12 protein-coding genes and 1 pseudogene are annotated in these 23,579 nt (G+C 60.9%); 2 read left to right on the top strand and 11 right to left on the bottom strand.

Annotation, left to right across the window (positions count from 1 at the left end):
* The 3 genes from JZY06_RS07100 to JZY06_RS07110 all read right to left on the bottom strand — a co-directional run.
* The coding region (locus JZY06_RS07100; RefSeq protein WP_207278867.1) for an Ig domain-containing protein at positions 1–2,350 on the bottom strand (2,350 nt) is incomplete at its 3' end.
* 1,119 nt (positions 2,351–3,469) lie between these two features.
* Positions 3,470–3,799, bottom strand: coding sequence for a hypothetical protein (locus tag JZY06_RS07105; protein ID WP_207278868.1), 330 nt, complete (start codon positions 3,797–3,799; stop codon positions 3,470–3,472).
* Between the two features lie 144 nt (positions 3,800–3,943).
* Entirely contained in the window at positions 3,944–4,930 is a 987-nt protein-coding gene (locus tag JZY06_RS07110; RefSeq protein WP_207278869.1) for a bile acid:sodium symporter family protein, read from the bottom strand.
* 146 nt (positions 4,931–5,076) lie between these two features.
* On the opposite strand from JZY06_RS07110, the gene JZY06_RS07115 reads away from it, so the two are divergent.
* Positions 5,077–7,131, top strand: coding sequence for an MMPL family transporter (locus tag JZY06_RS07115; RefSeq protein ID WP_330617175.1), 2,055 nt, complete (start codon positions 5,077–5,079; stop codon positions 7,129–7,131).
* Between the two features lie 4,183 nt (positions 7,132–11,314).
* On the opposite strand, the gene trpA is transcribed toward JZY06_RS07115, so the two are convergent.
* From trpA to JZY06_RS07140, 6 genes and pseudogenes are all read right to left on the bottom strand, one after another.
* Positions 11,315–12,154 carry a tryptophan synthase subunit alpha gene (gene trpA, locus JZY06_RS07120; RefSeq protein WP_207278871.1) on the bottom strand — a complete coding sequence of 280 codons (840 nt, stop codon included), beginning with the start codon at positions 12,152–12,154 and terminating at the stop codon, positions 11,315–11,317.
* Complete coding sequence (gene trpB / locus JZY06_RS07125) at positions 12,151–13,419, bottom strand: tryptophan synthase subunit beta (RefSeq protein WP_207278872.1); 1,269 nt, start codon at positions 13,417–13,419, stop codon at positions 12,151–12,153. The genes trpA and trpB overlap by 4 nt, the downstream gene beginning before the upstream one ends.
* A 156-nt stretch (positions 13,420–13,575) precedes the next feature.
* A complete protein-coding gene (gene trpCF, locus JZY06_RS07130; protein ID WP_207278921.1) occupies positions 13,576–15,057 on the bottom strand; it encodes a bifunctional indole-3-glycerol-phosphate synthase TrpC/phosphoribosylanthranilate isomerase TrpF in 1,482 nt (493 codons plus the stop codon).
* An 18-nt stretch (positions 15,058–15,075) separates the two neighbouring features.
* Complete coding sequence (gene trpD / locus JZY06_RS07135) at positions 15,076–16,101, bottom strand: anthranilate phosphoribosyltransferase (protein ID WP_330617182.1); 1,026 nt, start codon at positions 16,099–16,101, stop codon at positions 15,076–15,078.
* 57 nt (positions 16,102–16,158) lie between these two features.
* Positions 16,159–16,824, bottom strand: a pseudogene (locus tag JZY06_RS12285) (anthranilate synthase component II); the annotation flags it as partial.
* Positions 16,825–16,826: 2 nt separating this feature from the next.
* Entirely contained in the window at positions 16,827–18,455 is a 1,629-nt protein-coding gene (locus JZY06_RS07140) for an anthranilate synthase component 1 (RefSeq protein ID WP_207278873.1), read from the bottom strand.
* A gap of 890 nt (positions 18,456–19,345) precedes the next feature.
* On the opposite strand from JZY06_RS07140, the gene JZY06_RS07145 reads away from it, so the two are divergent.
* Positions 19,346–21,220, top strand: coding sequence for a phosphoenolpyruvate carboxykinase (GTP) (locus JZY06_RS07145; protein ID WP_207278874.1), 1,875 nt, complete (start codon positions 19,346–19,348; stop codon positions 21,218–21,220).
* 428 nt (positions 21,221–21,648) lie between these two features.
* On the opposite strand, the gene JZY06_RS07150 is transcribed toward JZY06_RS07145, so the two are convergent.
* Together JZY06_RS07150 and JZY06_RS07155 are read right to left on the bottom strand one after the other, a co-directional pair.
* Positions 21,649–22,488, bottom strand: a complete 840-nt coding sequence (locus tag JZY06_RS07150) for an ABC transporter ATP-binding protein (RefSeq protein ID WP_207278875.1) — start codon at positions 22,486–22,488, stop codon at positions 21,649–21,651.
* On the bottom strand, positions 22,485–23,579 hold the full coding sequence (locus JZY06_RS07155; RefSeq protein WP_242516811.1) for a FecCD family ABC transporter permease: 1,095 nt from the start codon (positions 23,577–23,579) through the stop codon (positions 22,485–22,487). The genes JZY06_RS07150 and JZY06_RS07155 overlap by 4 nt, the downstream gene beginning before the upstream one ends.

Below are 23,579 nucleotides of genomic sequence, written 5' to 3' on the forward strand. Positions count from 1 at the left end.
AGTCAAGGTCGCCGTCGTTGGTGACGCCGTCGGTTGTGGGGTTCAGCGGGTCGGTGCCGACGATTTTTTCGTCGGCGTTGTTTACGCCGTCGCCGTCGGCGTCCGGGTCCCTGCTATCGGGGATACCGTCACCGTCACGATCGCTGTCGCCTTCACCGACGACAAAGGTGATGGTGTCAGTGACGGGATAATTGATGCCGTCGGGGCCGGTGACCTGATAGCTGACCGGGAAAGTGTGGGTGCCTGCCTCGGTCGGGGTGCCTGACAGGGTGCCGTCGTCGGACAGGCTCATGCCTTCCGGAAGATTGCCGCCTTCCGGGATCGTGAACTGGGTTGCCTTTGTCCGGGCGTCGACACCGGCAACAGTCAACGGCTGGGAATACGGCTCGTCTTTGACGGCCTGTTCCCCTTGTTTGAGTCCCTTGTCAACGAGGCTGTCATCGGCCGGTGCGGCGGTGTCGACCACCAGGATACGGGTCGGAATTTCCTTGTCTTCGGTACGACCGTCGGCATAGGTGATTGTTGCCACGACCAGTGCGTCGGTGTAGCCGGCGGAACCGGGGGCAGGTTTGCCGGTGATGTTTCCGTTCTCGTCCAACTGCAGACCGTCGGGAAGTTGTTCACCCTCGGCCAGCTGGTAGGAGACACTGGCATCGTCGGGAACCGACTGGGTGACTGAACCGGAGTAGGAACCATCGTCACCGATGACCCCCACCGGTGTGTTGGTCTGCTTGGCCAGCGAGACAAACGAATCCACGCCCAGCGGTCCGTCATCTTCCGCACCGGTTTCGAACACCTTTGCCTCGTAGAGGGTGGTGTTTTCCAAATCATCGGGCACGGTGATCGGGCAGGAGGGCAGGTGCGCGGCGGCGTCAGGAACAAGGTTCTCGCAACGGGCGCCAGTGACTTCTTCCGTTGTGCCACGGGTACCGTCATCATTGAACGTGGTTTTGTACCACTTGATCACGTAGGTGAGGTTCTCCACCGGCGGGTAGCCGTTGGTTTCGGTCTGGACGGTGGTGCCGCCCGGAGCCGGATTGCTGATTGAATCGTATTCCTTCACATTGAAGGTTGCTTTACCACGGCCGAGAGCGAAGTCCGCGCTGCCGACGGAATACGGGGTATGCGTATCCAAGCCGAGCACACCGGAAGCGTCGCGGTAGCCCAACGGGAAGTAGCCGTAGGTGGACAGTGAGTCATCGATATCCGGTGCGATGTAGAGATAATCACGGTTGATGTGCTTGAGTTCTGTTTTTCGACTGCCGCGGCCGGTCTCCCAGCCTTTGCCCTCGGACGTGCCGATGGTGCCGTTGGTGTCGACCACATCTTTTTGCCCGTTGATAAGTCCCTTGAACTGGATGGAGTATTCACCGTTTTCCTGAACGGTGCCCGTTGCGGTTTCGGCAATCAGGGCGGGACGCTCGGTAACCAGCCTGGTCACTTCATTGGTGATGTCGATTTCCGAGGCATCCGGGTGCGCTGCTTTCCAGGCATCCATCAGTTCTTTGCCGGTGTCGTTCAAATATGAGGCGACGATAGTCACGCCCGTGGCCCAGGGATCACGGGTCCGTGACCGTTTCGGGAAGTCGGGGCCGTTGACCGGACCCAGACCTGTGGCGTCTTTCAGGTTCCAGAAAACCTCACCCTGGACGCGTCCACGGATGTTTCTGATCGCCAGGGGCACGGCCTCGCCGGAGTCACCGGAGTCATCCCACTGGTCGCGGTCTTTTTGCAGGCCCAATGGTTTGCGTTCAACAGCCATGTTGTAGCGGCGAACCTGGCCGTTGTCACCGGCGGGCAGCCACTGGGAGAACTGGCGGTTGGCGATGCGGGACTGCAGACGCCCCTGCGAATCGTTGTAGGCGGGCAGCCATTCGGTGCCGACAGTATTGGTCCACACCTTGATAAATTCCGCCCCGTCGGCCTCAAAGACGTGGGTGGTGCCGTCGAAAGCAGTGAAATCCGACATGGGGATGCGGTAGGTGCCGTCTGCGGCGGTGACAGCGGTATAGACCGGGGAACGGTAGCCGTCCTCGGTCCAGTAGGCGTAGACCGGCAGTCCCCCCACCGGAATATCTTCCTCATCCCAACGGTAGCCCTGTCTTTCCGAGAAGTTCACGAATACGCGACCTGCAACCGGCTTGGCTTGGGTGTCCCCCGACGAATCGATGGCTGATTCCTCAGCGCCTTCGGGGACCGGCGCGAACTGCTGTGACGGCAATGCCGCACTTGCCACGCCGATGGTTTGGGGAACGACAGTGATTGCGCCGAAGCTCATCGTGACGGCCGACAAGGCGGCGATCACCATCCGACCGACTCGTTTGTTCGTTTTCTTCTCAGTACTACTCAAGGGAACCTTCAATTGCTCTTCGCCGCTTTAAGTCTCATCCGTCGTGCGACGTGTTCTCTGGCAGTAGAAAACTGCCATGACGGAAAAGATGTGGTCCGGTGTGTTTACTCATGACGGCAATGCGCTTAAACGGCATAGCTGCCACCGGACGGCACCTTTGAGCTTACGCCATTAGATGATATCTAATAATGGTCAGTGGTGATCAGGGGTGGCTGAAAATGTGCGGCGCCGACCGCTCACTGATCGGAAAACGGGATGCACCGTGCTCCGGAATAAGGGTGACCTCATCAAAAATAGGCCCTAAAAATGACGAGGAGTCATAATATAACCTGAGGAAGCGGCGGCGGCATAGTCTATGTTTAATCGTTTGCCCGGCACGGGCAAACTGAGTCAATCGAAACAGTACAGCGTATGTAGAAAGAGTGCGTAGTAGCTGAAAAAAAGACGGTCATAAATGTGAAAATCCGTCTTTTTTCACCCCCGTTCACCTGTTGCGAGGTGCTGCCGTAAGAGGGGGGTAAGGAAAAAGCCAGGAAAGTATGGGTTTTTTCAGACCAGGTTCACCCTGCCGTGCCGGTCGTTCTCGGCCTGAAGGGCAAGCCGTGTCTTTGGCGGGCAGGCAGCTGTCGCCCGCACACACCGCCCCAGCGTGTTGTGGCCGGGCTAAACGTGCTTTTACTTGTGCAGGGGGCAATGCCTGGCGTGCAGGCGGCAGCAGGGAAAGAATCGTGCCGGCCCGGGTGGGAGTGGGTCCGATGGCACTGGCCCGCCGGAATAATCGGCCGGGCAGGCGGAGTATGCCGCTGCTGACTGTGCATCATCGTGGTGTGTGGCACACACGAGGCGGGACGGCGATTGCCACCTGCCCGCTGGTCGCCCGCCGGGGATTCGTATCGGTATCCAGCCATCCCGCTTGTACTGACGGTGAGGGCGCATCCGGTGCGGTGGGGCGAGTTCCTGGCGCACCTCACTGGCTGGAGGGGGGCGCTCCCCCGGATGCGGAAATCAGGATGGGAAAAACGTCGATAGCGGCGTCCCCGGCCCAACGGCTAGAATAGTCACATGACGAAAAGGCGTCCATGCTCCGGGACGCCGGAGCAACGAGCCATCAAGCCGATATCAGTCTTGCAGATCGGCAAAAAGTTCGACAGCTTCTGCCCACCAGCGATTGAATTGGTCGGGAGTGATTGATTCGTGCGAAATATCCGGGAAATGATGGAACTGGTCCGGGTGCGGCACCTGTTGCAAGGGAGGGGCGGCCATATTGCGGGCCTTTCCCGCCGTGTAGCCGCCGGTGACCTTATCCGTCCCATCGGCCATCTCGACCATCCGGACTACCGTGCACATGTCTGTGCCGGGGTCGGGTCGAAGTTCTGCGGCGTGGGCCAGCCGTGCCGCCCCCGGTACGTCCAGGAGAAGTCTCACATACAAAAAGTTGGATTCGCTCACCGGTCCATTGTGGCCGGAGACTCCCCCGGCGGCAAACCATGAAAAAAACAAGGATGTTTCACGTGAAACATCCTTGTTGCGATACCCAGTCATTGAAGGGACAAGGAGAACTGGGCCAGCGCGACTGATTCCGGGCAGGTGTTTTCAGCCAGCGGCGCGGCGGCTTGAATCCGAAGTGGCTGCCGCTGTCGCGTAGCGGCCGGCCAACCAGGCACACATCATCAACTGAACCTGGTGAAAAATCATCAGCGGCAAAATAAGCAGGCCCACACCTGCTCCACCGAAGATCACGGCGGCCATCGGCAACCCGGTAGCCAATGATTTTTTTGTTCCGCAGAATTGGATCGCTTTCATATCGGAGTCGTCGAAACCAAGTCGTAAAGCCGTAAAACGAGTCAGCCACAGCATGAACAGAACGACGGCGATTGAGAACAACACCAAAAAAACGATGCTTCGGGGTGATACTTTCGCCCAGATTCCCTCCACCATTCCCGCCGAGAACGCCGAATAGACAACCATGGTGATCGACCCGCGGTCAACGATCTTGGTCGCTTTCATCGCAGCGAAGTTTTTCACCCACCGACGGGTGAGCTGTCCCAGGGCAAAAGGCAACAGCAGTTGGATCGCAATATCGGCGAACACCTGTCCGTCAATGTGAACCCCACTGCCCTGTGCCATCACGAGTAATACCAGCAGCGGGGTGATCACGACACCGAGGAGATTTGACGCCGAGGCACTGACAATGGCACCTGCAACATTGCCCCGTGAAATAGAGGTAAAAGCCACCGAGCTTTGCACAGTCGACGGCACCAGGGTGAGATAGACCAAACCCAAAAATAGCCCGTGTGGCATCAGGTCCGACAAGGGAGCCATGGCGATACCGATCAGTGGAAACACCACAAAGGTAAATACCAGAATCGTCAGATGCAGCCGCCAGTGTTTAAGTCCCCGCAGAGCTTCCTGCGGCGATAAACGAGCGCCATAGAGGAAAAACAGCAGTGCAATAGCTAACTTCGTGGCGATGGTGAATAGGTGTTCAGCCTGACCAGTCACCGGAAACACAGCGGCGACAATAACGGCGCCAATGATGAGAACGATCAACGGATCGATGCGAATGCCCGGTTTGTTCATGGGCCTGATTGTATGCACACAGGCAGCATCTCTCTATCGGTGGCACTATCGGAGTTATGAATTCTGATACACCTGCCCGAGACGCCTGTGCACCCGGGCATGCTCACCACGGTTTCACCGACCGGGAGTCCGGTCCGTTGGACTTGGTGGCACTGAAAAAATCTGTTGCATGGGCGGTGATTGTCGTCTTTTTCGGCGCAGCCATAGCGCTGATGACGTTGCTTGACGGCGGCACCTCCTCCGGAGCGCCACAGACGGTACCAACCCAGTCCGAATCTCACCGTGTCAGTGATCTCCTTCCCGAATTTTCCGACGGGGACGGATTACCGGCCACCATCGTCTTTGAGGACAGTTCCGGGCTTACTCCACGTGAGCTGGGCATGCTCAATGGACGGCTGCAGGACATTCTGGAGAACACCTACGGAACGCAGCAGGCTTTCATTCGGCAATCGTCCCCGGTGATACCGCTTGACGACACCGTCGCCAGGGCTGAAGTGTCCCTGCCGGCGGAACTGTCGGGAATGGATGTCACCGAGGTTGTTGAAGGTTTACGGGATGCACTCGGCAATGAACTACCCGAGTCCGTTACTGCCAGCGTGACTGGCCCCGCCGGGTTCGCCGCGGACACCGCCAACGCTTTCAAAGGCGCTGATTTCCGGCTATTGGGCATCACGGCTGCGGTGGTGGCCGTATTGTTGATCGTCACCTACCGCTCCCCTGTCCTGTGGCTGGTGCCGTTGATCGGCATCGGCTTGGCTGACCGGGCAGCAGGAGTGTTCACCGGATGGTTGTCCGCCGAAACCGGCTGGTTTGCCAGCGACGGGTCGACTTCCGGCATCACCTCGGTTCTGGTGTTCGGTGCCGGCACCAACTACGCGCTTCTTCTGGTCAGCCGCTACCGGGAGGAATTAAGAAAAGAAACCAATCACCATCGTGCGCTAGCCCGTGCTGTGCGGGCTTCGCTTCCCGCCATCGTTGCCTCGAACCTGACTGTCGTTCTTGCCCTTCTTACTCTGCTTGCAGCCTCAGTTCCGGCCTACCGCAGCCTGGGCCTGTCCTCGGCTATCGGGCTATTGTTCGCGCTGGCATTCGCCCTGCTGCTTCTTCCGGCCATGCTGTCGGTGACCGGCCGAGTTTTGTTCTGGCCGAAAATCCCGCGACCGACTCAGGGTGTGGATCGAGACCAGGTTGGCGGCATGTTCTACCGTATTGCTCGGGCGGTGGGGCGCAAACCTGCGGCCGTTACCGTGATTATGGTGTTTCTGCTTGGCGTGCTCGGCTGTGGTTTAGCCACCACCGACTACGGTCTGTCGTCGACCGAGCAGTTCCGCACCCGCTCCGAAGCGGTCGAGGGGCAGAAACTTGTGGCCAGTCATTCCGCCGGTTCCTCTTCCGGTCCTTTGCACATCATCGCGCCATCACAGCACACACAAGCCTTGATCAAGGAAGTGGAATCCCTCGGATTGTCACCTTTCGGTCCTCCGGTGACAAACTCCGACAACACACTGGTGCTGATTAATGTTCAGCCTCCGGGCGCCCCCGGTTCCCCACAGCAGCTGGAAGCTGTCACAGATATCAGGTCATCATTACATCAGGCGGTCCCGGACAGTCTGGTAGGGGGACTGCCCGCGTCGACCGTGGACTCGAAGAATGGGACGCTGCGGGATATGAAGGTGGTTATCCCACTGATCTTTCTCGTCGTCTTCCTCGTGTTGATCGTGGTTCTGCGGGCCCTGGTGGCTCCGGTACTTCTGCTTCTCGCCGCCGCCCTGTCGGCAGTGGCCGCTATGGGAGTGGGAGCCGCGGTGTCTTCTCTTGTTTTCCAATTCCCCGGCCTGGCCTACGAAGCGCCGCTGTATTCAGTTCTTTTCCTCATTGCGCTGGGTATCGACTACACCGTGTTTTTGGTTCTGCGGGCCAGAGAAGAAGCCGATGATCACGGCACCAGGGACGGTATGATTCGGGCTGTTGGACTAACCGGTGGAGTGATCACATCAGCCGGTATCGTTCTTGCCGCGGTCTTCGTTGTACTTGGCGTCCTGCCGTTGATCACCCTGACGCAGGTCGGCATTATTGTCAGTATCGGGATCCTTGTCGATACCTTCCTCGTTCGGACGATCGTCGTTCCCGCCCTGTTCGAACTTGTCGGGTCGGCAATGTGGGCGCCGGGCAGAAAACCCGTGGCCGATCTCAACCACTAGCTCTCCCCCGCTTCCATCCCGTCGCACCTTCTCGTGCGGCGGGTTTTGCATATAAGGACCGCGGTGAGCATTAGGCGGAATTGTTTCTCCCGCGAGGCAGGGAACATCAGACGAGCGCACCGCTTTGCCGACGGGGCAGGAATTGAAGCCCGAGGTGTTCCCGGACGTCATTCAAAGAGTCTCTTCGGCCCTTAGGATTCCGCCCGGCATGCATCGTTCCCAGCGGCCAACGCCCTCGGTGTGCCCATGGGAGAGGCCGGTCCCGGTCCGGGGAGGCGTTGATGGCTGTGTGGGGATCTGTTGTCATTTCGTTGACGATCGGGATGTTTCACGTGAAACATGAAACGTCTGTTGGTACTGCCCTGGCAGACGGTCAACGTCGCGGTGCCCGGTGACAAGTATTGGTCTTCCTCGGCAGTGCCTGAAGATTGTGGATGGTGCGTCGTGAAAGGGCAAGATCATCAACGCTGAGTGGATAGGTGCTTTCCGTGGTGGTCGCTGTTTATCCAGCAGCGTAGTTGCCGCTGATGTTTCACGTGAAACATCAGCGATGGACAACCCCGGCAATGGTGTTGTGGAACGTGTCCTCTCAGGTGCTTGTTGGCCACGATGGGTGGGCAGCGTGGACCGGTAGAGCCGTGGACTCAATCGGTTGCAGGTGGCAATACGTGCGCGCCTACAAACTCCTCTGCCGAATTTTTTACGTGGCTAGCGCCTTGAAAAGACAGGTGTCGCCTTCGGTCTTTTTGAATCTGCACCCGCCCTGGTGTCCTCCACATTCGTTATCTGTCTTCCTCAGACGTGCGGCTGTAACCCGTCAGAACGGTGTATTAAGTTTTAGCTGAAGCATCTCGTTCTCGGCAGGCACTAGGCTTCGGCGGGAGGGCGCAACCTCCCCCAACATAGTGGTTCATGACCTATTACAGGTGCATCGGCAAAAGCCGTCTTTTCCGTGGGCCTCGCCTTGTCGCAGTGGTTCGATCTCTTGGCTTTCTGCTTTGTCCGTGCAATGCTGCGGGGTGACACGTGGCTCCCCTTTGACCGGATGGGGTGCCGCGGAGACGGGATTGACACACCATTGGCGGCCCACACGATAACCTGCAAACCCGGATGTTTCACGTGAAACATCCGGAACCCCGGCTTGGTATTCCTGCAGTCGGTTCCTCCCCTCCCCCACCGCGGAGAAAGATTCAGGTACAGGATGGACCAAAGTCAGCTGCGCGTACGTGGACGGTCTAGTGGGGAACAACGTTGTGAACTCCGGCTCCGTTAGCAATCGGTATCTCCTTCGGCGGCGGTGGGAGCGCCGATCGGCGCGAATGGAGCGGCACGGTAGGTGGGTATGTTTCACGTGAAACACGGTTATTTGTCCCCCATGGTTGTCCGGCATGAGACAGGTGCCGGTTGTGTGGGTGAACGATCACCCGGAATGCGGCGTTTCGTTATGCGCGAAATCCGGTTAATTCGTCACCAGGCAGTGGCTGGTCACCGGTAAATTCACATACCTTGGCATCCACTTGTCTCGATATTTTTCAAGACCACGGGCCTGGTGTCATCGGTTAGTCAGCAGTGCACTGGACTGGCTGCCGGTGGGGTGTTGTGGGCACTCGCGGTTGGCTGATCGCCTTTTCCTCATCCGAAACGTGTGCCGGGCTTGCCGATATGTGTCCACGAAATCGGTGAGCCGTTGTGGTTAAACGAGATTCCTTTTTCAAAGAGCTTGTTGTGGGCCGACGACGGGCTGTCACTCGTGGTTGTAGTCATTGGTGACTCGGAGGTCCGGGAAGACATGTTTCTCTGTCCCGGGGTGGCAACGTGCTGCAGCGGTTGACCTACGGGTGTTTGTGGATTGTCAGGCGGCGACGTCGATTGAGCATGGGCTTACAGGTGTCCCCCTCACCGGTATCTTGCCTCCATAGTGCCTACCCGGGAAGTGGAAGCAAATAGAAATAACAGTGGGGTGATGGCACTTCGGGTCAGTGGTGGGATAGCGATCCCTGTTGAGAATGTCCCCTGACAATGGCAGTCACCCGGGCCGGAAAAATTGCCCGATACTCCCCCGGGTGTTCGTTTTTGGGCCTCTGGTGGTTGTGGGGATGTCTCATGACACCGGTGTCCCCAATCGCCCCACCCCAATCGGTCATCGATCAGCTTTATGACTGTCGTGCAGGTAGTGTCGTGAAAGTTCTCAAGCTGCAACGCGCTAGGGATGTTTCACGTGAAACATCGTGGAATGACATCCGTGCCGCCGACGGGGCAAGAATTGGCTCAGGACTCAACAGATTCCTTCCATCTGGTGCTTCATTTGCCGCGAGTTGGCGAATGAGACACCCGTTGCAGCCTCCGGGATGCTGGTGCCTCTTCCCGTTGGAGTCCTGCCGCCAAAGGTGACACCGGATGCTTCCCTCGGGGCGAACATTGTGCAACAGGTGGGACGGGGAAGCGGTGTGCGTAAAAGAAGGCGGAGGGACAATGAGGTGGTCGAGGGCTACCTGCATGGGTCAGCGGCTCGTTGCTGTTTTGGCATGCTCGGGTCCCAGCTGTGGCCGGATGCTCCTACGGGGACAAATTTGGGTGGGCGGAAAACACGGTGTTTCCCCGCTCTGCTTGTGTGAGGTGGATCCGAGGATAAACACAGTTTTGCCGTCGTGGCATCCTCATGTGGGCAGAAGGATCCACACACTCGTCTTAGTGACAAAAAACGACGAAAAAATGGACGTATACTGACCCCGTCGCGTAACGTCACTGTGACACTGATGGGGTATGAGCGGCGAGACTCCATTTACTGGTTTACGGCGACGGCACAATGTCCAAGCGGAATATTAGCAAAGCTAATAACCGGTACAGAGTTTTCTGGCTCTGGCAAGGAAAACTAGCCCCTCCCCCAACCTTCGAAGGTCCGCTTTGTGCCGACGCTGACGCCAGGCTGTCCCTGTGGGCCGTTGTTTCACGTGAAACATCACCGCCTTTTGTCGCGGCGGGAGGAAGGCGTTGCTATGACTGCTCTCCGGTTGACGTCCACATGGCTGATGTGCCGTAGGGTTTTCACTCTGGTGGCTTTGCGGATGGCGGGAGAAAATCCGCTGCCTGATCTCTATGCGGGGCACGTGAATGGTAGGAGAATGATGGTCCGGGGTTTCGTGTGTGCCACTGAGTACTTCTCAACGTTGTGACGCACACACTGGCGGGTGTCGCAAAGCGCCAACGCAGAAGGGCAGCGGGCAGTGCTTTTCTATCGGGATCTGATGAAACTTGGCTGCCATAAAAAATCACCACCGAATCGAGCACTGGGCCTTCGCACCTCTCGGCGTTGAGAGGTTGTGGGTCCGGTGTGTTCATCATTGACTCATGAGATGGCGGTGGGGCTTGGCCAAGAAAAAATGAAGAAGATTTCTGTTGCGGAGCCATGTGATGGGTGACAAGGTGCGCTCCCTGGCCCGTGACGTGTGCCGGTCAGATATCTTTCATGCCCTGGAGCAATGTCCGCCCCATCGTTGAGTTTGCGACCGATCCCCCGAATGGATGGTGTGGAGTATCAAAGTTGTGCGGCATTTGGCGTCCATGGTTGCCCGATGTGGATCGTCCCGGCCCTTGCTTAAGGCGCTGCTGCGAGATGGTCGTGTGCAGGTCAAGCGTTATACCCGGCAGCTGGGGTTTTGCGTTGACGTGGACCAGGTTCCAGGATGTTTCACGTGAAACATGTGAAACAATATCGTTTCACCTGGGACCCGTGGATTGATATCCGGTCCGCCAATTTTTTGCTGGAGTGGCACTGTCCTTTCCTCGCCTGCGGTATAAGAGATAACGGATGCAGCGCTGCTTTGATGCGCTGGGCGGACTGGTTCAATCGGCACGAACCTGTGCCCGGCACAGCTACCGCAACCTGACATCGTGTGGTTTCAATCAACGTGGACCCGGAGTGGTGGCCATCGTGGCCCGGACGATTGTCCGCAGATAAGGGTCAAGGGGAACCGTTCGGCACACAGATGTTTCACGTGAAACATCCGGTGTGGCCCACTTCTGCGCCTACGATGGCGATAAGCGATGTTTCACGTGAAACAGGGACTGTTTATTTTCATCCCACATGGGAAAGCCGCCGTGATAGTGCGCGTCTGGGTTGTCGTAGGGGCCGGCGCAGAAAGAAACCCGGCCACAGTGTGGCCGGGTTTCGTTTCACGTTATTTTAACGCCTGGTGGCGGCTTTCATCGCTGAGACAAAGTTGATGAGATCGCGCCGCAAGGCTTCTTTGTCATCAACCGTGCGGGGATCCGGGTGCTGACCGACACAATGCCGGGCGATGATTTTGGTGATCGCGCTTCCCGAGATCGCCCCGGCCGCACCCGCGGCAATGGCATTGGCGACATGGTCTGGTGTGGAGATACCAAAGCCCAGAAGCGCCGGTGCGCGATGAAAACCCTCGAGGTACGTGACGATATCGGACAGTCCCTCGGTGGAGGACTCGACCTCGGTACCGGTGACACCAAGTCGACTCACGGCGTAGATGTAACCGGTGGAATAGGCGGCGACACTGGCAATGGTCTGCTCGCTCGCTGAGGGCGGGGCAATGAAGATCTGGTCGATGCCGTGCCGGTTGGCGGACTCTTTGAAGGGTCTGCCTTCACGGACGGGAACATCGGGGATCAGCACTGAATCGGCGCCGGCTTTCGCCAGATGCGAATAGAAACTGTCCAGTCCGCGGGCGAAGGGCACATTGCCGTAGATCAGCAAACCGATTGGCAGGGACGGATAGGTGTCCCGGATCCGTTTCACGACACCGAAACAGGTATCCACATCGACTCCGGCATCCAATGCCCGCAAATGGGAGTCCTGGATGGTTGGTCCATCGGCGACAGGATCACTGAAAGGAACACCGAGTTCCAGGGCGTCTGCCCCGGCTTCGATGACGGCCTCGATAATGCTGAAGCTGGTGTCGGCGTCCGGATCGCCGAGCATGATGAAGGGGACGAAAGCGCCTTCGTTTTTGGACTTCAGTGTCGCGAACAAATCTTCGTAGCGGCTCATCGCTGATCCTCCAGGAGGTAGTCGGGCTTGTCTTCCAGTGTGCGGCAGATGTGGTCGACATCCTTGTCGCCGCGCCCGGACAGAGACACCAAAATGGTGATCTGCTCATCGTTTTTCTCTGCAAACTCTGCTCGTTTAAGGGCGTAGGCCATCGCGTGCGAGGACTCCAGGGCGGGAATGATGCCCTCGAAGCGGGACAGGTACTGGAAGGCCCTGATGGCTTCTTTATCGGTGATTCCGACGTATGTGGCCCGACCGGAGTCGTGAAGATACGCGTGCTGCGGTCCAACCCCCGGGTAGTCCAGGCCCGCGGAGATCGAGTAGCTTTCTTCCACCTGCCCGTCGCCGGTGCGCATCAGATACGAGTGGGAGCCGTGCAAAATACCCAGTTCGCCGGCGTGGATGGCACCACCGTGGTGGCCGGTGTCAAAGCCTTCGCCGGCCGGTTCGACACCAACCAATTCCACGGACTCGTCATCGATGAAGTCGGCGAACATGCCGATGGCATTGGAACCTCCGCCGACACAGGCTGTCACAACATCGGGAAGAGCATCGGTGCGCTCAAGCATCTGCTGCCGGGCTTCCCGGGAAATCACCCGGTGGAATTCCCGGACGATGGTCGGAAACGGGTGCGGTCCGGCCGCGGTACCGAGCAGATAATGGGATTCGTGGAAGGTGGCGGTCCAATCGCGCAGCGCTTCGTTGACGGCTTCTTTCAGGGTCCCTTTGCCGGCGGTGACGGGCACCACGGTCGCGCCCATCAGTTCCATGCGGTAGACGTTCGGCTGCTGCCGGCGGACATCTTCCGCCCCCATGTACACCACACAGTCCAGCCCCAGCAGTGCACAGGCCAATGCCGTGGCGGTGCCGTGTTGTCCGGCACCGGTTTCGGCGATAATGCGGGTTTTACCCATCCGTTTGGCCAGCAGCGCCTGGCCGATGACCTGGTTGGTTTTGTGGGCTCCGCCGTGGACCAGGTCTTCCCTTTTGAGGAAGATGCGGGCATGGCCTTTTCCCCTGCCTTCCAGAGGCAGGTTGCGGCATTCGGTTAACGGGGTCGGGCGGCCCAGATAGTCCCGGAGATATCCCGCCAATTCCTCCTTGAAGTCGTCGTCGTTGATGGCGTCGACAAAAGCCTGCTCCAGCTGGTCAAGAGCCGGAATTAAAAGCTCGGGGACGAACTGGCCGCCGAACTTCCCGAAGTATGCGGGAAGGATGGTGTGGCCACCCGAATTGGTGTCGACAGACGGTGTCTGGTCGGTCATGGTGATCCTGAAGGGGTTGGTTGGTTGTTTATTGTTTTCGGTCTGCGGCCGGGTACCGGGCGCCGCATGGATGTTTCACGTGAAACATCCGGTGTGCCCGGGCGATGTTTCACGTGAAACACCGCCACAGATTTCTTGTGGGCGTTGGTGGGTGATTCAGTCGATGAAGGCGCGGATCCGGCCGAAGGCCTCCGCGATTTTACCGGCGTCTTTGTGGTGCGCCCACGTGCCGGCGGACGGGCCGTATTCCAGACCGGAGTTGAGGTCCACTCCCCCACATCCGACCCTGAGCGCATCATCCAGATTGTCAAGAGTTAAACCACCGGCGAGCAGACTGCGTTGTTTGATCTTGTCCGGGATCCTCGTCCAATCGAAACTGGTGCCCGTGCCGCCGCGACCGGAGTCAAGCACAAGCATGTCGACCAGGTCCTCGTCGATCAGCATCTCGGCAACTGCTCCAGCGCCGTCAGTAGTCATCGACAGTGCCCGCCAGTAGCGGGGTGACCCGGCCTCACCGGCAATCTCCGCGGTGACTTTTCTGGCCAGCTGACGTTCCTGTTCAATCGATCCGACAGGCTCATGAACCTGAACGGCGTGGACGCCAGCCAGTGCCAGGCGGCCCCAGTCCTGTTCGTGCCGGGAGACCGCCACATATTTCAGACCCGGTTCAGCGTTGATGATGCCCACTGCTTCGTCGGCTGTCACGGTGCGCGGTGAGTTCTCGTCGAGGATCAACCCGCCGTAGACAGCACCTGCCGCCCGGGCAGCCTGGGCGGCGCGGGCGGTTTTCAGGCCGCAGACCTTATTGTCGCCGAAGACCAGCCTGCGGGCCGCCAGATCAATATCGGGTTCCCCGGTGAGCTGACTGCCCACCAGGAAGCCGTTGACGGGGCCTGCAAGCCTGGTGACGGTTGCATGGTCCCGGATGCCCGATTCGGCGATGACAACGGCGTCCAGGGGCGCTGAGGGCGCCAACTGCCCGGACCGTGACAGATCAATCGACAGATCGTGGAGATTCCGGTGGTTGATCCCGATAATGCGGGCACCGTGTGCGCGGGCGCGTTCCATCTCCCCGTCATCGACCACCTCGGTGAGAATGTCCAGCCCCAGGCGGGTGGCTTCTTGTGCCAGGCGGGCATAGTCGTCATCGTCGAGTACCGACAGCATCAACAGCACCGCATCGGCCCCGAAGTAGCGGGCCGCATGCAGCTGGCACTCATCGATGATGAAGTCCTTGCACAGGACGGGAAGATGGGTGGACTGTGCCACAGTGGCCAGATGGTCGTAGTCCCCGCCGAAGCGTTCCGGTTCACACAACACACTGATACCCGCCGCGTAGCGGGAATAGATGCGGGCGATATCCCCCGGCTGGTAATGCTCCCGGATCATCCCCAGCGACGGGGACGCCGACTTGCACTCCATGATGAATCGCTTGTTGCCGCGCGGCAGCGGGGATGACTGAGTCTCATCCGACTGCGGGTCACGCTGTGGACTGTATGGTTGCCTATGGCACAGAGAGTCGTAGAGACTGCGGGTTGATACCGGCAGTGTCTGCGGGTCGAGACCACTGATCCGCCGGCGGATGGAATCCAGGTGTCCGCGTCGTTTCGTGACGATGCCTTCCAGCACCGTGGGCATGGGCTTGTTCACCGGCTGCTACTCCCCCGCCTGCGGAAAGTGGCTGTCGACGAAATCGAGCACCGTGCCCGAATCGATGAGACTTCCGGCTTTGGCGACACCTTGTTTCAGGGTGTCGGCATCACCGTTGAGGTACAGCAGCGCACCGGCATTGGCGGCCACCGCATCACGGTGGGCAGGGGCCCCTTGACCGGCCAGGATTTCCCGCAGGATACGGGCATTGTGCTCCCCGTCGCCGCCGCTGAGGTCACTGAGCGGGTGGCGGGACAACCCCAGCTGTTCAGGGGTGATCTCATAGGTGGTGATACGGCCGTCGTTCAGCTCCCAGACACTGGTCGGCCCATGGACGGCAATCTCGTCGATGCCGTCGCCGTGAACCACCATCGCACGCTCCCGGCCGAGGGTTTCCATCACCTCGATCACCGTGCCGCAGATATCTTTGTTGGCGACCCCCATCAGCTGGATGGTGGGCCGTGCCGGGTTCAAAAGCGGGCCGAGCACATTGAATACGGTCGGTACTTTCAGGGCTTTTCGCACCGGCATCACATGCGCGATCGCCGGGTGGTAGGCGGGGGCGAACAGGAAAGTGAAGTTGGCGTCCTCGAGCTGTCGTGCCGCGGCATCCGGTGCAAGATCCAGTGGAATCCCCAGCGCTTCCAGCACATCGGCGGAGCCGGATTTCGACGACACCGACCGGTTGCCGTGCTTGACCATCGCAACTCCTGCGGCGGCAGCCACCAGGGCGGCGGCGGTGGAGACATTGATGGTGTGCGCCCCGTCGCCGCCGGTACCGCAGGAATCAACCAGCCCGGTGCCGTCTTTCGGGAAGGGTTTCGCCTTGTCGATGAACGCCCGGGCAGCGCCCGCCAGGTCGGCGGCTGATTCCCCCCGGGTACGGATCGCCACGAGAAGAGCCGCTGTTTCCACATCCGAGTACACACCCTCGGTCAACGGCTCAAAAACAGCGGTGGCTTCCTCCACGGTGGGGTTGTCGTTGGTGAGGAATTCCCTCAACCTGGCACTGGCCTGATCATGTCCGGACACGGATGTTCCTTTCGGCAGATGGGGTGACTGGGTGGATTGGAGGGTGGCCCGGGCGTTGAGCAACGCTGTCACACACCGGGAGAGAATGTGCGGACCCGCGGGGCTGAGCACTGATTCGGGATGGAACTGCAGGCCGATGGCCATGCCGTCCTCGGTGGCGCCGGCCATGGTCACCGGGCCGATCGAGGAGTTGCATTCAGCCCAGGACACCAGTCCCGGCGGGGTGAAGCGGCAGCCCAGCGAGTGGTAGCGGGCCACCGGTACCGTGCGCGGACCCTGTCCCGCCTGCACCGGATCATCGTCGGTGGTCAAACCGGTGAACACTTCCGAGGCGCAGCCGGCATCGGTGAGTACCATGTCATCGGTGATGCCGTGCACCGGCCCACAGGGGGCGACCCGGCCGCCGAAATGCTCCAGCAGGGCCTGAAAACCCAGGCAGATACCCAAAATGGGGATATCACCTATCACCGTGTCGATCAGTTCCATCATTGTTCCGGCGTCCCGCGGATGCCCCGGACCCGGGGACAGGCAGATCAAATCCGGTTCGGCGGCGACAATGGTGGCCACATCGACGGTGTTGCGGTAGACGGTGCAGTCCATGCCTGAGACGGCGAATGCATCGACCAGGTTATAGACGAAAGAATCCCGGTTGTCGATCAGCAGCACCCTGACGTTGCGGGTGCCGTCGGCGGTGGTGATAACGGGAGTATCGGTTGTTTCCATGATCAGCGGATCACCTCCAGGGTGCGGTTTTGGGCGATGGCCAGCGCATTGAGCACCGCCCATGCTTTGTGCAGCGACTCGTCGGCTTCCCGCTGCGGTTGGGAATCCCGGACCACCCCGGCGCCGGCCTGCACAATCGCGGTGCCCCCCGACACGTAGGCCGACCGGATGACAATGCAGGTGTCCATGTCCCCGGAGCCGCGGACATAGCCCACAGCCCCGCCGTAGGTGCCGCGCCGGGTTTTTTCCACCCCGCGCAAAAGCTCGGTGGCCTTCAGTTTCGGTGCGCCTGTCAGGGTTCCCATATTCATGCACGCCCGGTAGGCGTCCAGGGCGTCCAGATCAGGTGACAGTTCGGCGGTGACCCGGCTGACCAGGTGCATCACCCGCGAATAGCGGTCCACCATGAGCAGGTCCTTGACCTCCCGGGTGGCCGGGACCGCGACCCGGGCCAGATCGTTGCGCGCCAAATCCACCAGCATGGTGTGTTCGGCCAGCTCCTTGGCGTCGGTGCGCAGCGACAACTCCTGGCGGATATCCAGCTCCGGGTTGATTGACCCGTCCGCATTCAGCCCGCGGGGCACGGTACCGGCGATCGGGTACAGCTGCAGGGTGCGGTCGTCCGCGGTGTATTTCAGATTCGATTCCGGGGAGGCGCCGAACAATTCATAAGGCTCAGTGCCGTCGGTGCCGCGCACATAAAACATGTACGGGCTGGGGTTTGTTTCCCGCAGTGCCCGGTAGGCGGCGAAAGCATCCGGGCAGTCGGCGGTAAACGCCCGGGCCGGAACCACCTGGTAGATATCCCCGGCGGTGATGTTGTTTTTCAGCTGTTGCACCTCCTGCCGGAAATCGGCGTCACTGACGGTGGCTGTCACCGTCAGGGTGCCGGCGGTATCGGCGGCGCTGTCGTGCGGATGGTCGACGGGAAGCTCGGCTGTGTCGATGGTGTGTTTGAGTGTTGCCAGCCTGTCATCCAACTGGCCTGCGGCGGCTCCCGCGGCCACCCCCAAAAGGCTGGCGGTCTGGTTTCTGTGGTCGATCGTGAGCACCACTTCGGCCAGCAGGAACTGGTAGTCGGGGTAGGTGTTGGCCGATGCCGCCACCGGCGGAAGGTCCTCGAAGGTCTCCAGGTAGTCGAAAGCGAAGCCACCGGCCAGAAGCGGCAGGGAGCCGTCCATGTGGGTGTAGCCGGGGGCGGACTGCAGCAGCTTCAGCGGCAGCATCGTCGATGGGGCGGTCAACCGTTCCCGCTCCTCAACGGCGGTGGAGACCGGAAACTCGAAGGACGCCCGTTGGGTGGTGGCCCCGGGGCTGGCATAGTCGGCCAGCTGGGCGCACAGCCGCCCGATGATCACTTCCCCGGAATCGGACAGCGCCTCGGCGGTGACCGTTTGCCCGCGGCAGGTCAACCGGACCGAACCGGCCAGCACCATCAGGGAATTGACTCCCCGCTTGGTGGAGATGTCGGCGCTTTCCAACAGCACCGCGTCACCGGCTGAGGTGGCGCCGAGATACTCGAACAACCGGCAGGCGTTGGCGTGGTGGCGCACCGGCAGCTGCACCACATGCGCGCTGATGCCGGGAACGGAAACGGCGGAACCTTCTCCGACGGGAACGGACCGTGTCATGGCGACTCCGATGGGATGATCGTTGAGGGGGACTGGACGGACAAGCTGGTGGGTGAAAAAAACACCCGCACGCCCCGGGGGGTCGGCTGCGGGTGGGCTGGTCAACTAAATGCCTGTGCACAACGTCGATGGGCCGCATGCCACCAGGCGATCTGTGGGCCAGGGTGACGCGGCAGGCTGGTTGTCACACAACCTGTCGGACCCTATGCGGCACCGCAACCGGGCAGGGGGTGCGGCTGGGCCATCGACGAAACAAAATCACAGTACATAAGGTTATCACCCGCACTGTTCCGGTGGCCGTCACGGCCGCGAACTGTGCACCCCGGCGACATCACCGGCGACAGCGGGCGCCGCAACACCACCGGGGCGCCACTGTCGTATAAATCACAGCCGGGGGACGGGAACACCCGGGGCCAAAGCCCGTGAAACCTGCCGTGAGCTGGCTGTTGGTGACATGACGCGAACTCAGTTCGGTTCCGGGGCCGGAAAACTATGTGGCCGATTTAACACCGGCAATTCCGGGGCCTGACGGGTGGGGCAGTGTGGTGTGGAACACGGTTGTCGTTAGGACATAATACTTCGCCCGGCGGGGGTAAACCCCCCGGCATGTGGGCGGGCGGAAAAAGCAAAGTGCCCCGTTGCCTGCGGATATGATGTTTCACACTGTTAGCAGACAGTTTTCAAAGCTCGCCGGGATCCACGTCACCGGACGTCGGGGTGAGTGCAACGGGGGTAGCTGATCGGTGTGGGTGACCGATCGGGCAGGTTTTTCGGCACCCCTCGGGGGTAGCCGGATTTCTGGTATTCTGGCGGAGGCAAAAGAGTTTCACATCCGGCCCTCCATTGTGTTCCCGACCACGGGTACCGGGGCCGGGGAAGGGAAGAAATAAGTGACCGACAACATTAATGTCTCCGAGGTTCTGTCCAAGGCGGGCGTCGACAACAAGCACATTGTCGAATTCGTCGAGAAGTGGGCGGACATCCTGGAGCCTTCCGCCATCGAGGTCATCACTGCCGCTGACAACGACCGTCTGCTCAAGGCCTGCCTCGAGGACGGGGAAATGCTTCCCGCCGGCAAGGATCTCTACTACTCGCGTTCCTACTCCAAGGACACCGCCCGCAACGAGTCCTGCACCGTTGTCGCCACCCACTCCGAAGAGGACAAGGGCGTCTACAACAACTGGCGTGACGCCGAGAAGATCAAGGCCTCCCAGCTGGAGAAGATGAAGGGCGCCTACAAGGGCAAGACCATGTACGTCCTGCCCTACCTGATGAGCCCGAAGGACTCCCCCTTCGCCAAGTGGGCCGCCGGTGTCGAGCTGACCGACAACCGCTCGGTCTGCCTGCAGATGATCCGCATGGCGCGTGTCGGCATCGACTACCTGTCCGATCTGGAGGATCCGGCACACTTCGAGCACTCGGTGCATGTCACCGGTGACATCGAGAACCTGGGCCAGGGCACCGACAACGACCAGCGCTGCTTCGCCACCGTTGCCGATGACCGCACCATCCTGCACTTCGGTTCCTCCTACGGCGGAAACGCCCTGCTGGGCAAGATCGCCCACGGTCTGCGCCAGGCCTGCTACGACGGCTGGGCTTCCGGCGACTTCCTTGCCGAGCAGTTCATGCTCATCGGCATCGAGAACAAGAAGACCGGTGAGAAGCGCTACGTCTGTGGTGGCTTCCCGTCCGCTTCCGGCAAGACCAACCTCGCCATGACCCTGGCTCCGGAAGGCCTGGAAGACTACAACGTCTACTTCTACGGCGATGACATCGTCTGGCTGCGCATCGGTGAAGACGGACGTCTGTACGGCATGAACCCGGAGTACGGCGCCTTCGGTGTCGCCCCCGACACCAACGAGAAGACCAACCCGACCGCCATCGAGGCCATCAAGCCCGGCACCGGCGCCATCTTCACCAACGTCGCCTACAACGAAAAGACCGAAGAGGTCTGGTGGGAAGGCCTCACCCCGGACTACCCGGAAGATGTCGACGGCTGGCTGGACTGGAAGGGCGAGCGCATTGCCGACCGTCCCGCCGACCGCCAGAAGTCGGGCACCAAGGAAGACGCCTGGGCACACCCGAACTCCCGCTTCACCACCTCCCTGTCGAACGTCCCGAACGTTGCCCCCGACTACGAGGAGCCGCAGGGCGTGCCGATCGACGCGATCATCTTCGGTGGCCGTGTCCGCGACCGTGAGCCGCTGATCCGCGCCTTCCGCGACCCGGCCGAAGGTGTCTACGACGGCCTGACCCTGGGTGCTGAAGCCACCGCCGCCGCTGACGGTGTCGCCGGTACCCTGCGCTACGACCCGATGTCGATGCGTCCGTTCCTGTCCTACCCCGAAGGCAAGTACGGCCAGCACTGGCTGGACATCCTCGACCAGGTCAAGGAAAAGGGCGGCGAGAAGGCCATGCCGATCTTCGCCCACGTCAACTGGTTCCAGCGTGGCGAGGACGGCCGCTACATGTGGCCCGGCTACCGCGACAACCTGCGCGCCCTGCTGTGGATGCTCGACTTCAAGGACGGCAAGGTCGAGGGCACCAAGACCTCCGTCGGCTACATCCCGAAGATCGACGAGCTCAACCTCAACGGCTTCAAGGGCTCCATGGATGACCTCAAGGCCATCCTGACCATCGATCACGAGCGCTGGATGCAGGAGATGGCCGGCCGCGAGGAGCACCTCAACCAGTTCCCGCACCTGCCCGAGCGCATCTGGGATGCCCACAACCGCATCAAGAAGGATCTCGAAGCAGAGAAGTAATCCTTCCCCTCCCCCTCTCCCGCCCACGCCATGCCGGCTGCGGCGGGTGAGACGGGACGGCGCGTAACAGCAACCGACGGCACCCTGGCCGACCACACCGGTCGACCGGGTGCCGTTTGGCGTCGGTGCAGCAGTGTCTTTTTGCCGCCCACGTGCGCCATATACCCGGCAGCACCCACTATGGGGACAGCCAGCAATCACAGGATTCCCCGGCACCGCCACCGGGTACCATGACCCTCCTCACCGGTCCTGCCGCATCCGTGTGACCTCCCAGAAACCGCCGGGTCCAGTCCGCAGGCCCCGGCGTGACCGACCCGCGTGCGCGGGCCGCACAACGCCCACTCCTGGGCCAGACCCACGGTGGGGGAAGCCACGGTATTCGGCTGGGTGGTCCGGGGGGTGGATAAGATTGTGCGAACCGCTCTGTGTCAGGGCTGGTCGACGGCGGGAGCGGGCACCACGATCGGCCGCCCAGTGGTCGGGTCGGTGATCAGCCGGCAGTCAAGGTTGTAGACCCTGCCGATCACCTCGGCTGTCACCACGTCTTCCACCGGGCCTTCGGCGACAATGGCCCCGTCTTTCATGACAATCAGATGGGTGGCGTAGCGGAAGGCGAGCATCAGCTCGTGCAACACAGCGACCACGGTGGTACCTTCCCGCTGCAGCTGCTGCACCAGGTTCAACAGCTCCACCTGGTGGGTGATATCCAGGTAGGTGGTCGGTTCATCCAGCAGCACCACCGGGGTCTGCTGGGCCAGCACCAGGGCCACCCACACCCGCTGGCGCTGCCCGCCAGATAATTCGTGGACGAAGCGGTCTTTCAAATCCCACACATTGGCACGGTGCAATGCCTGATCGACGGCCTGTTGGTCAGCCTGTGACCACTGGTGGAAGGTTCCCTGGTGCGGGTAGCGTCCCCGGGCCACCAGATCCTCGACAATGATGCCCTCCGGTGCCACCGGCGCCTGCGGCAGCAGGGCCAGGGTGCGGGCCACCTGTTTCGGTTTCAAACGGGTGATGTCTTCTCCCCCGAGCCGCACCTGGCCGGTGGTGGTGGGAAGCATCCGCGACAGGGCTTTCAGCAACGTGGATTTGCCGCAGGCGTTGGGGCCGACAATGACGGTGAAACTGCCGGTGGGAATCGTGGTCGACAGGTTGTCGATGATCGTCCTGCTGCCGTAGCCGACGGTGATTCCGGCAGCCGAGAGTTCCACGGGGCCGCTATCACGGGCGGTGGCCTGCCGGTGTGTTCCGGTGGGGTTGCTCATGCGTTTTTCTCCTTTTTCCACTGCCGGGACAGCAACCAGATGAGATAAATACCGCCCAGTGAGCCAGTGACAATGCCGACCGGCAGCTGGACGGGCGCCACAATGCGCATGGCCACCAGGTCGCTTGCCACCACCAGCAGTGCCCCCATCAAACCGGCATTGCCCATTCCCGCCCCGGAGCTGCCGGTGAGCCGTTTGGCCAGCTGCGGGGCGGCCAATGCGACAAAAGCGATGGGACCGGCGGCACTGACGGCCACCGCCACCAGACCAACCCCGACGACGATCAGTGCGGCCCGCACCGCGGGTACGTTGACCCCCAAACCGGTTGCGAGATCAGCCCCGGTGACCAGCACGGTCAGGGGGCGGGCCAGCACAAATGCGGCCGGCACCAGTACTGCCAGGGCCATGGCGATGACGGTGACTTTCCCCCACCCGGTGGCGTTGAGGGATCCGGCCAGCCACTGGGCTGCGGTTTGGGCGGCCGTCAGTGATGCTTTGACGATCAGCAGGCCGTTGACACCCTGCAGGATGGCGGCCACCCCGATGCCGATGAGCACGAAACGGGTTCCGGTCACCCCCTGCCTGCGGCTGAGCAGATAGACAGTGACACCGGTGGCGGCCCCGCCGAATAAGGCCCCCAGCCCGATGGCCAGCGGGCCGCCGCCGATGACGATGATCTGGATGATCGCCCCGGTGGCCGCGCCGGTGGTAAAGCCGGTGATGTCGGGGCTGCCCAGCGGGTTGGCGGTCAGGGTCTGGAAAATAGCGCCCGATATGCCCAACGCCGCCCCCAACAGCAGCGCCAGCACCACCCGGGGTGCGCGCAGCTCGAGGATGAAAAAACCGGCCATGGAATCGGTTCCGGCCCCGGCCAGGGTGGCCAGCACACCGCCCGCGCTGACGGGATAGTCACCGGTCATCAGCGACCAGACGGATACAACGGCAATGGCGACCAGCAGGCAGGCGGCCACAATGATGCCGCGTTTTTCCTGGCGGAATACCATCCCGCCCAGGGGAACAACAATAAAACGCTTGGTACTCAGCGACCGGCTGGGCAGGTTACCGGGTGCAGTGGTGGTGGGTACGGTCAT

It is taken from the genome of Corynebacterium mendelii (assembly GCF_017307055.1).
In the GTDB taxonomy this organism is placed as follows: Bacteria; Actinomycetota; Actinomycetes; order Mycobacteriales; family Mycobacteriaceae; genus Corynebacterium; species Corynebacterium mendelii.

What these genes read in the sequence shown, in the direction of transcription:
- JZY06_RS07110 (WP_207278869.1), bottom strand. Translation starts at nt 4,930, where the DNA reads ATGAACAAACCGGGCATTCGCATCGATCCGTTGATCGTTCTCATCATT.
- trpA (WP_207278871.1), bottom strand. Translation starts at nt 12,154, where the DNA reads ATGAGCCGCTACGAAGATTTGTTCGCGACACTGAAGTCCAAAAACGAA.
- trpB (WP_207278872.1), bottom strand. Translation starts at nt 13,419, where the DNA reads ATGACCGACCAGACACCGTCTGTCGACACCAATTCGGGTGGCCACACC.
- trpCF (WP_207278921.1), bottom strand. Translation starts at nt 15,057, where the DNA reads ATGCCCACGGTGCTGGAAGGCATCGTCACGAAACGACGCGGACACCTG.
- JZY06_RS07140 (WP_207278873.1), bottom strand. Translation starts at nt 18,455, where the DNA reads ATGACACGGTCCGTTCCCGTCGGAGAAGGTTCCGCCGTTTCCGTTCCC.
- JZY06_RS07150 (WP_207278875.1), bottom strand. Translation starts at nt 22,488, where the DNA reads ATGAGCAACCCCACCGGAACACACCGGCAGGCCACCGCCCGTGATAGC.
- JZY06_RS07155 (WP_242516811.1), bottom strand. Translation starts at nt 23,579, where the DNA reads ATGACCGTACCCACCACCACTGCACCCGGTAACCTGCCCAGCCGGTCG.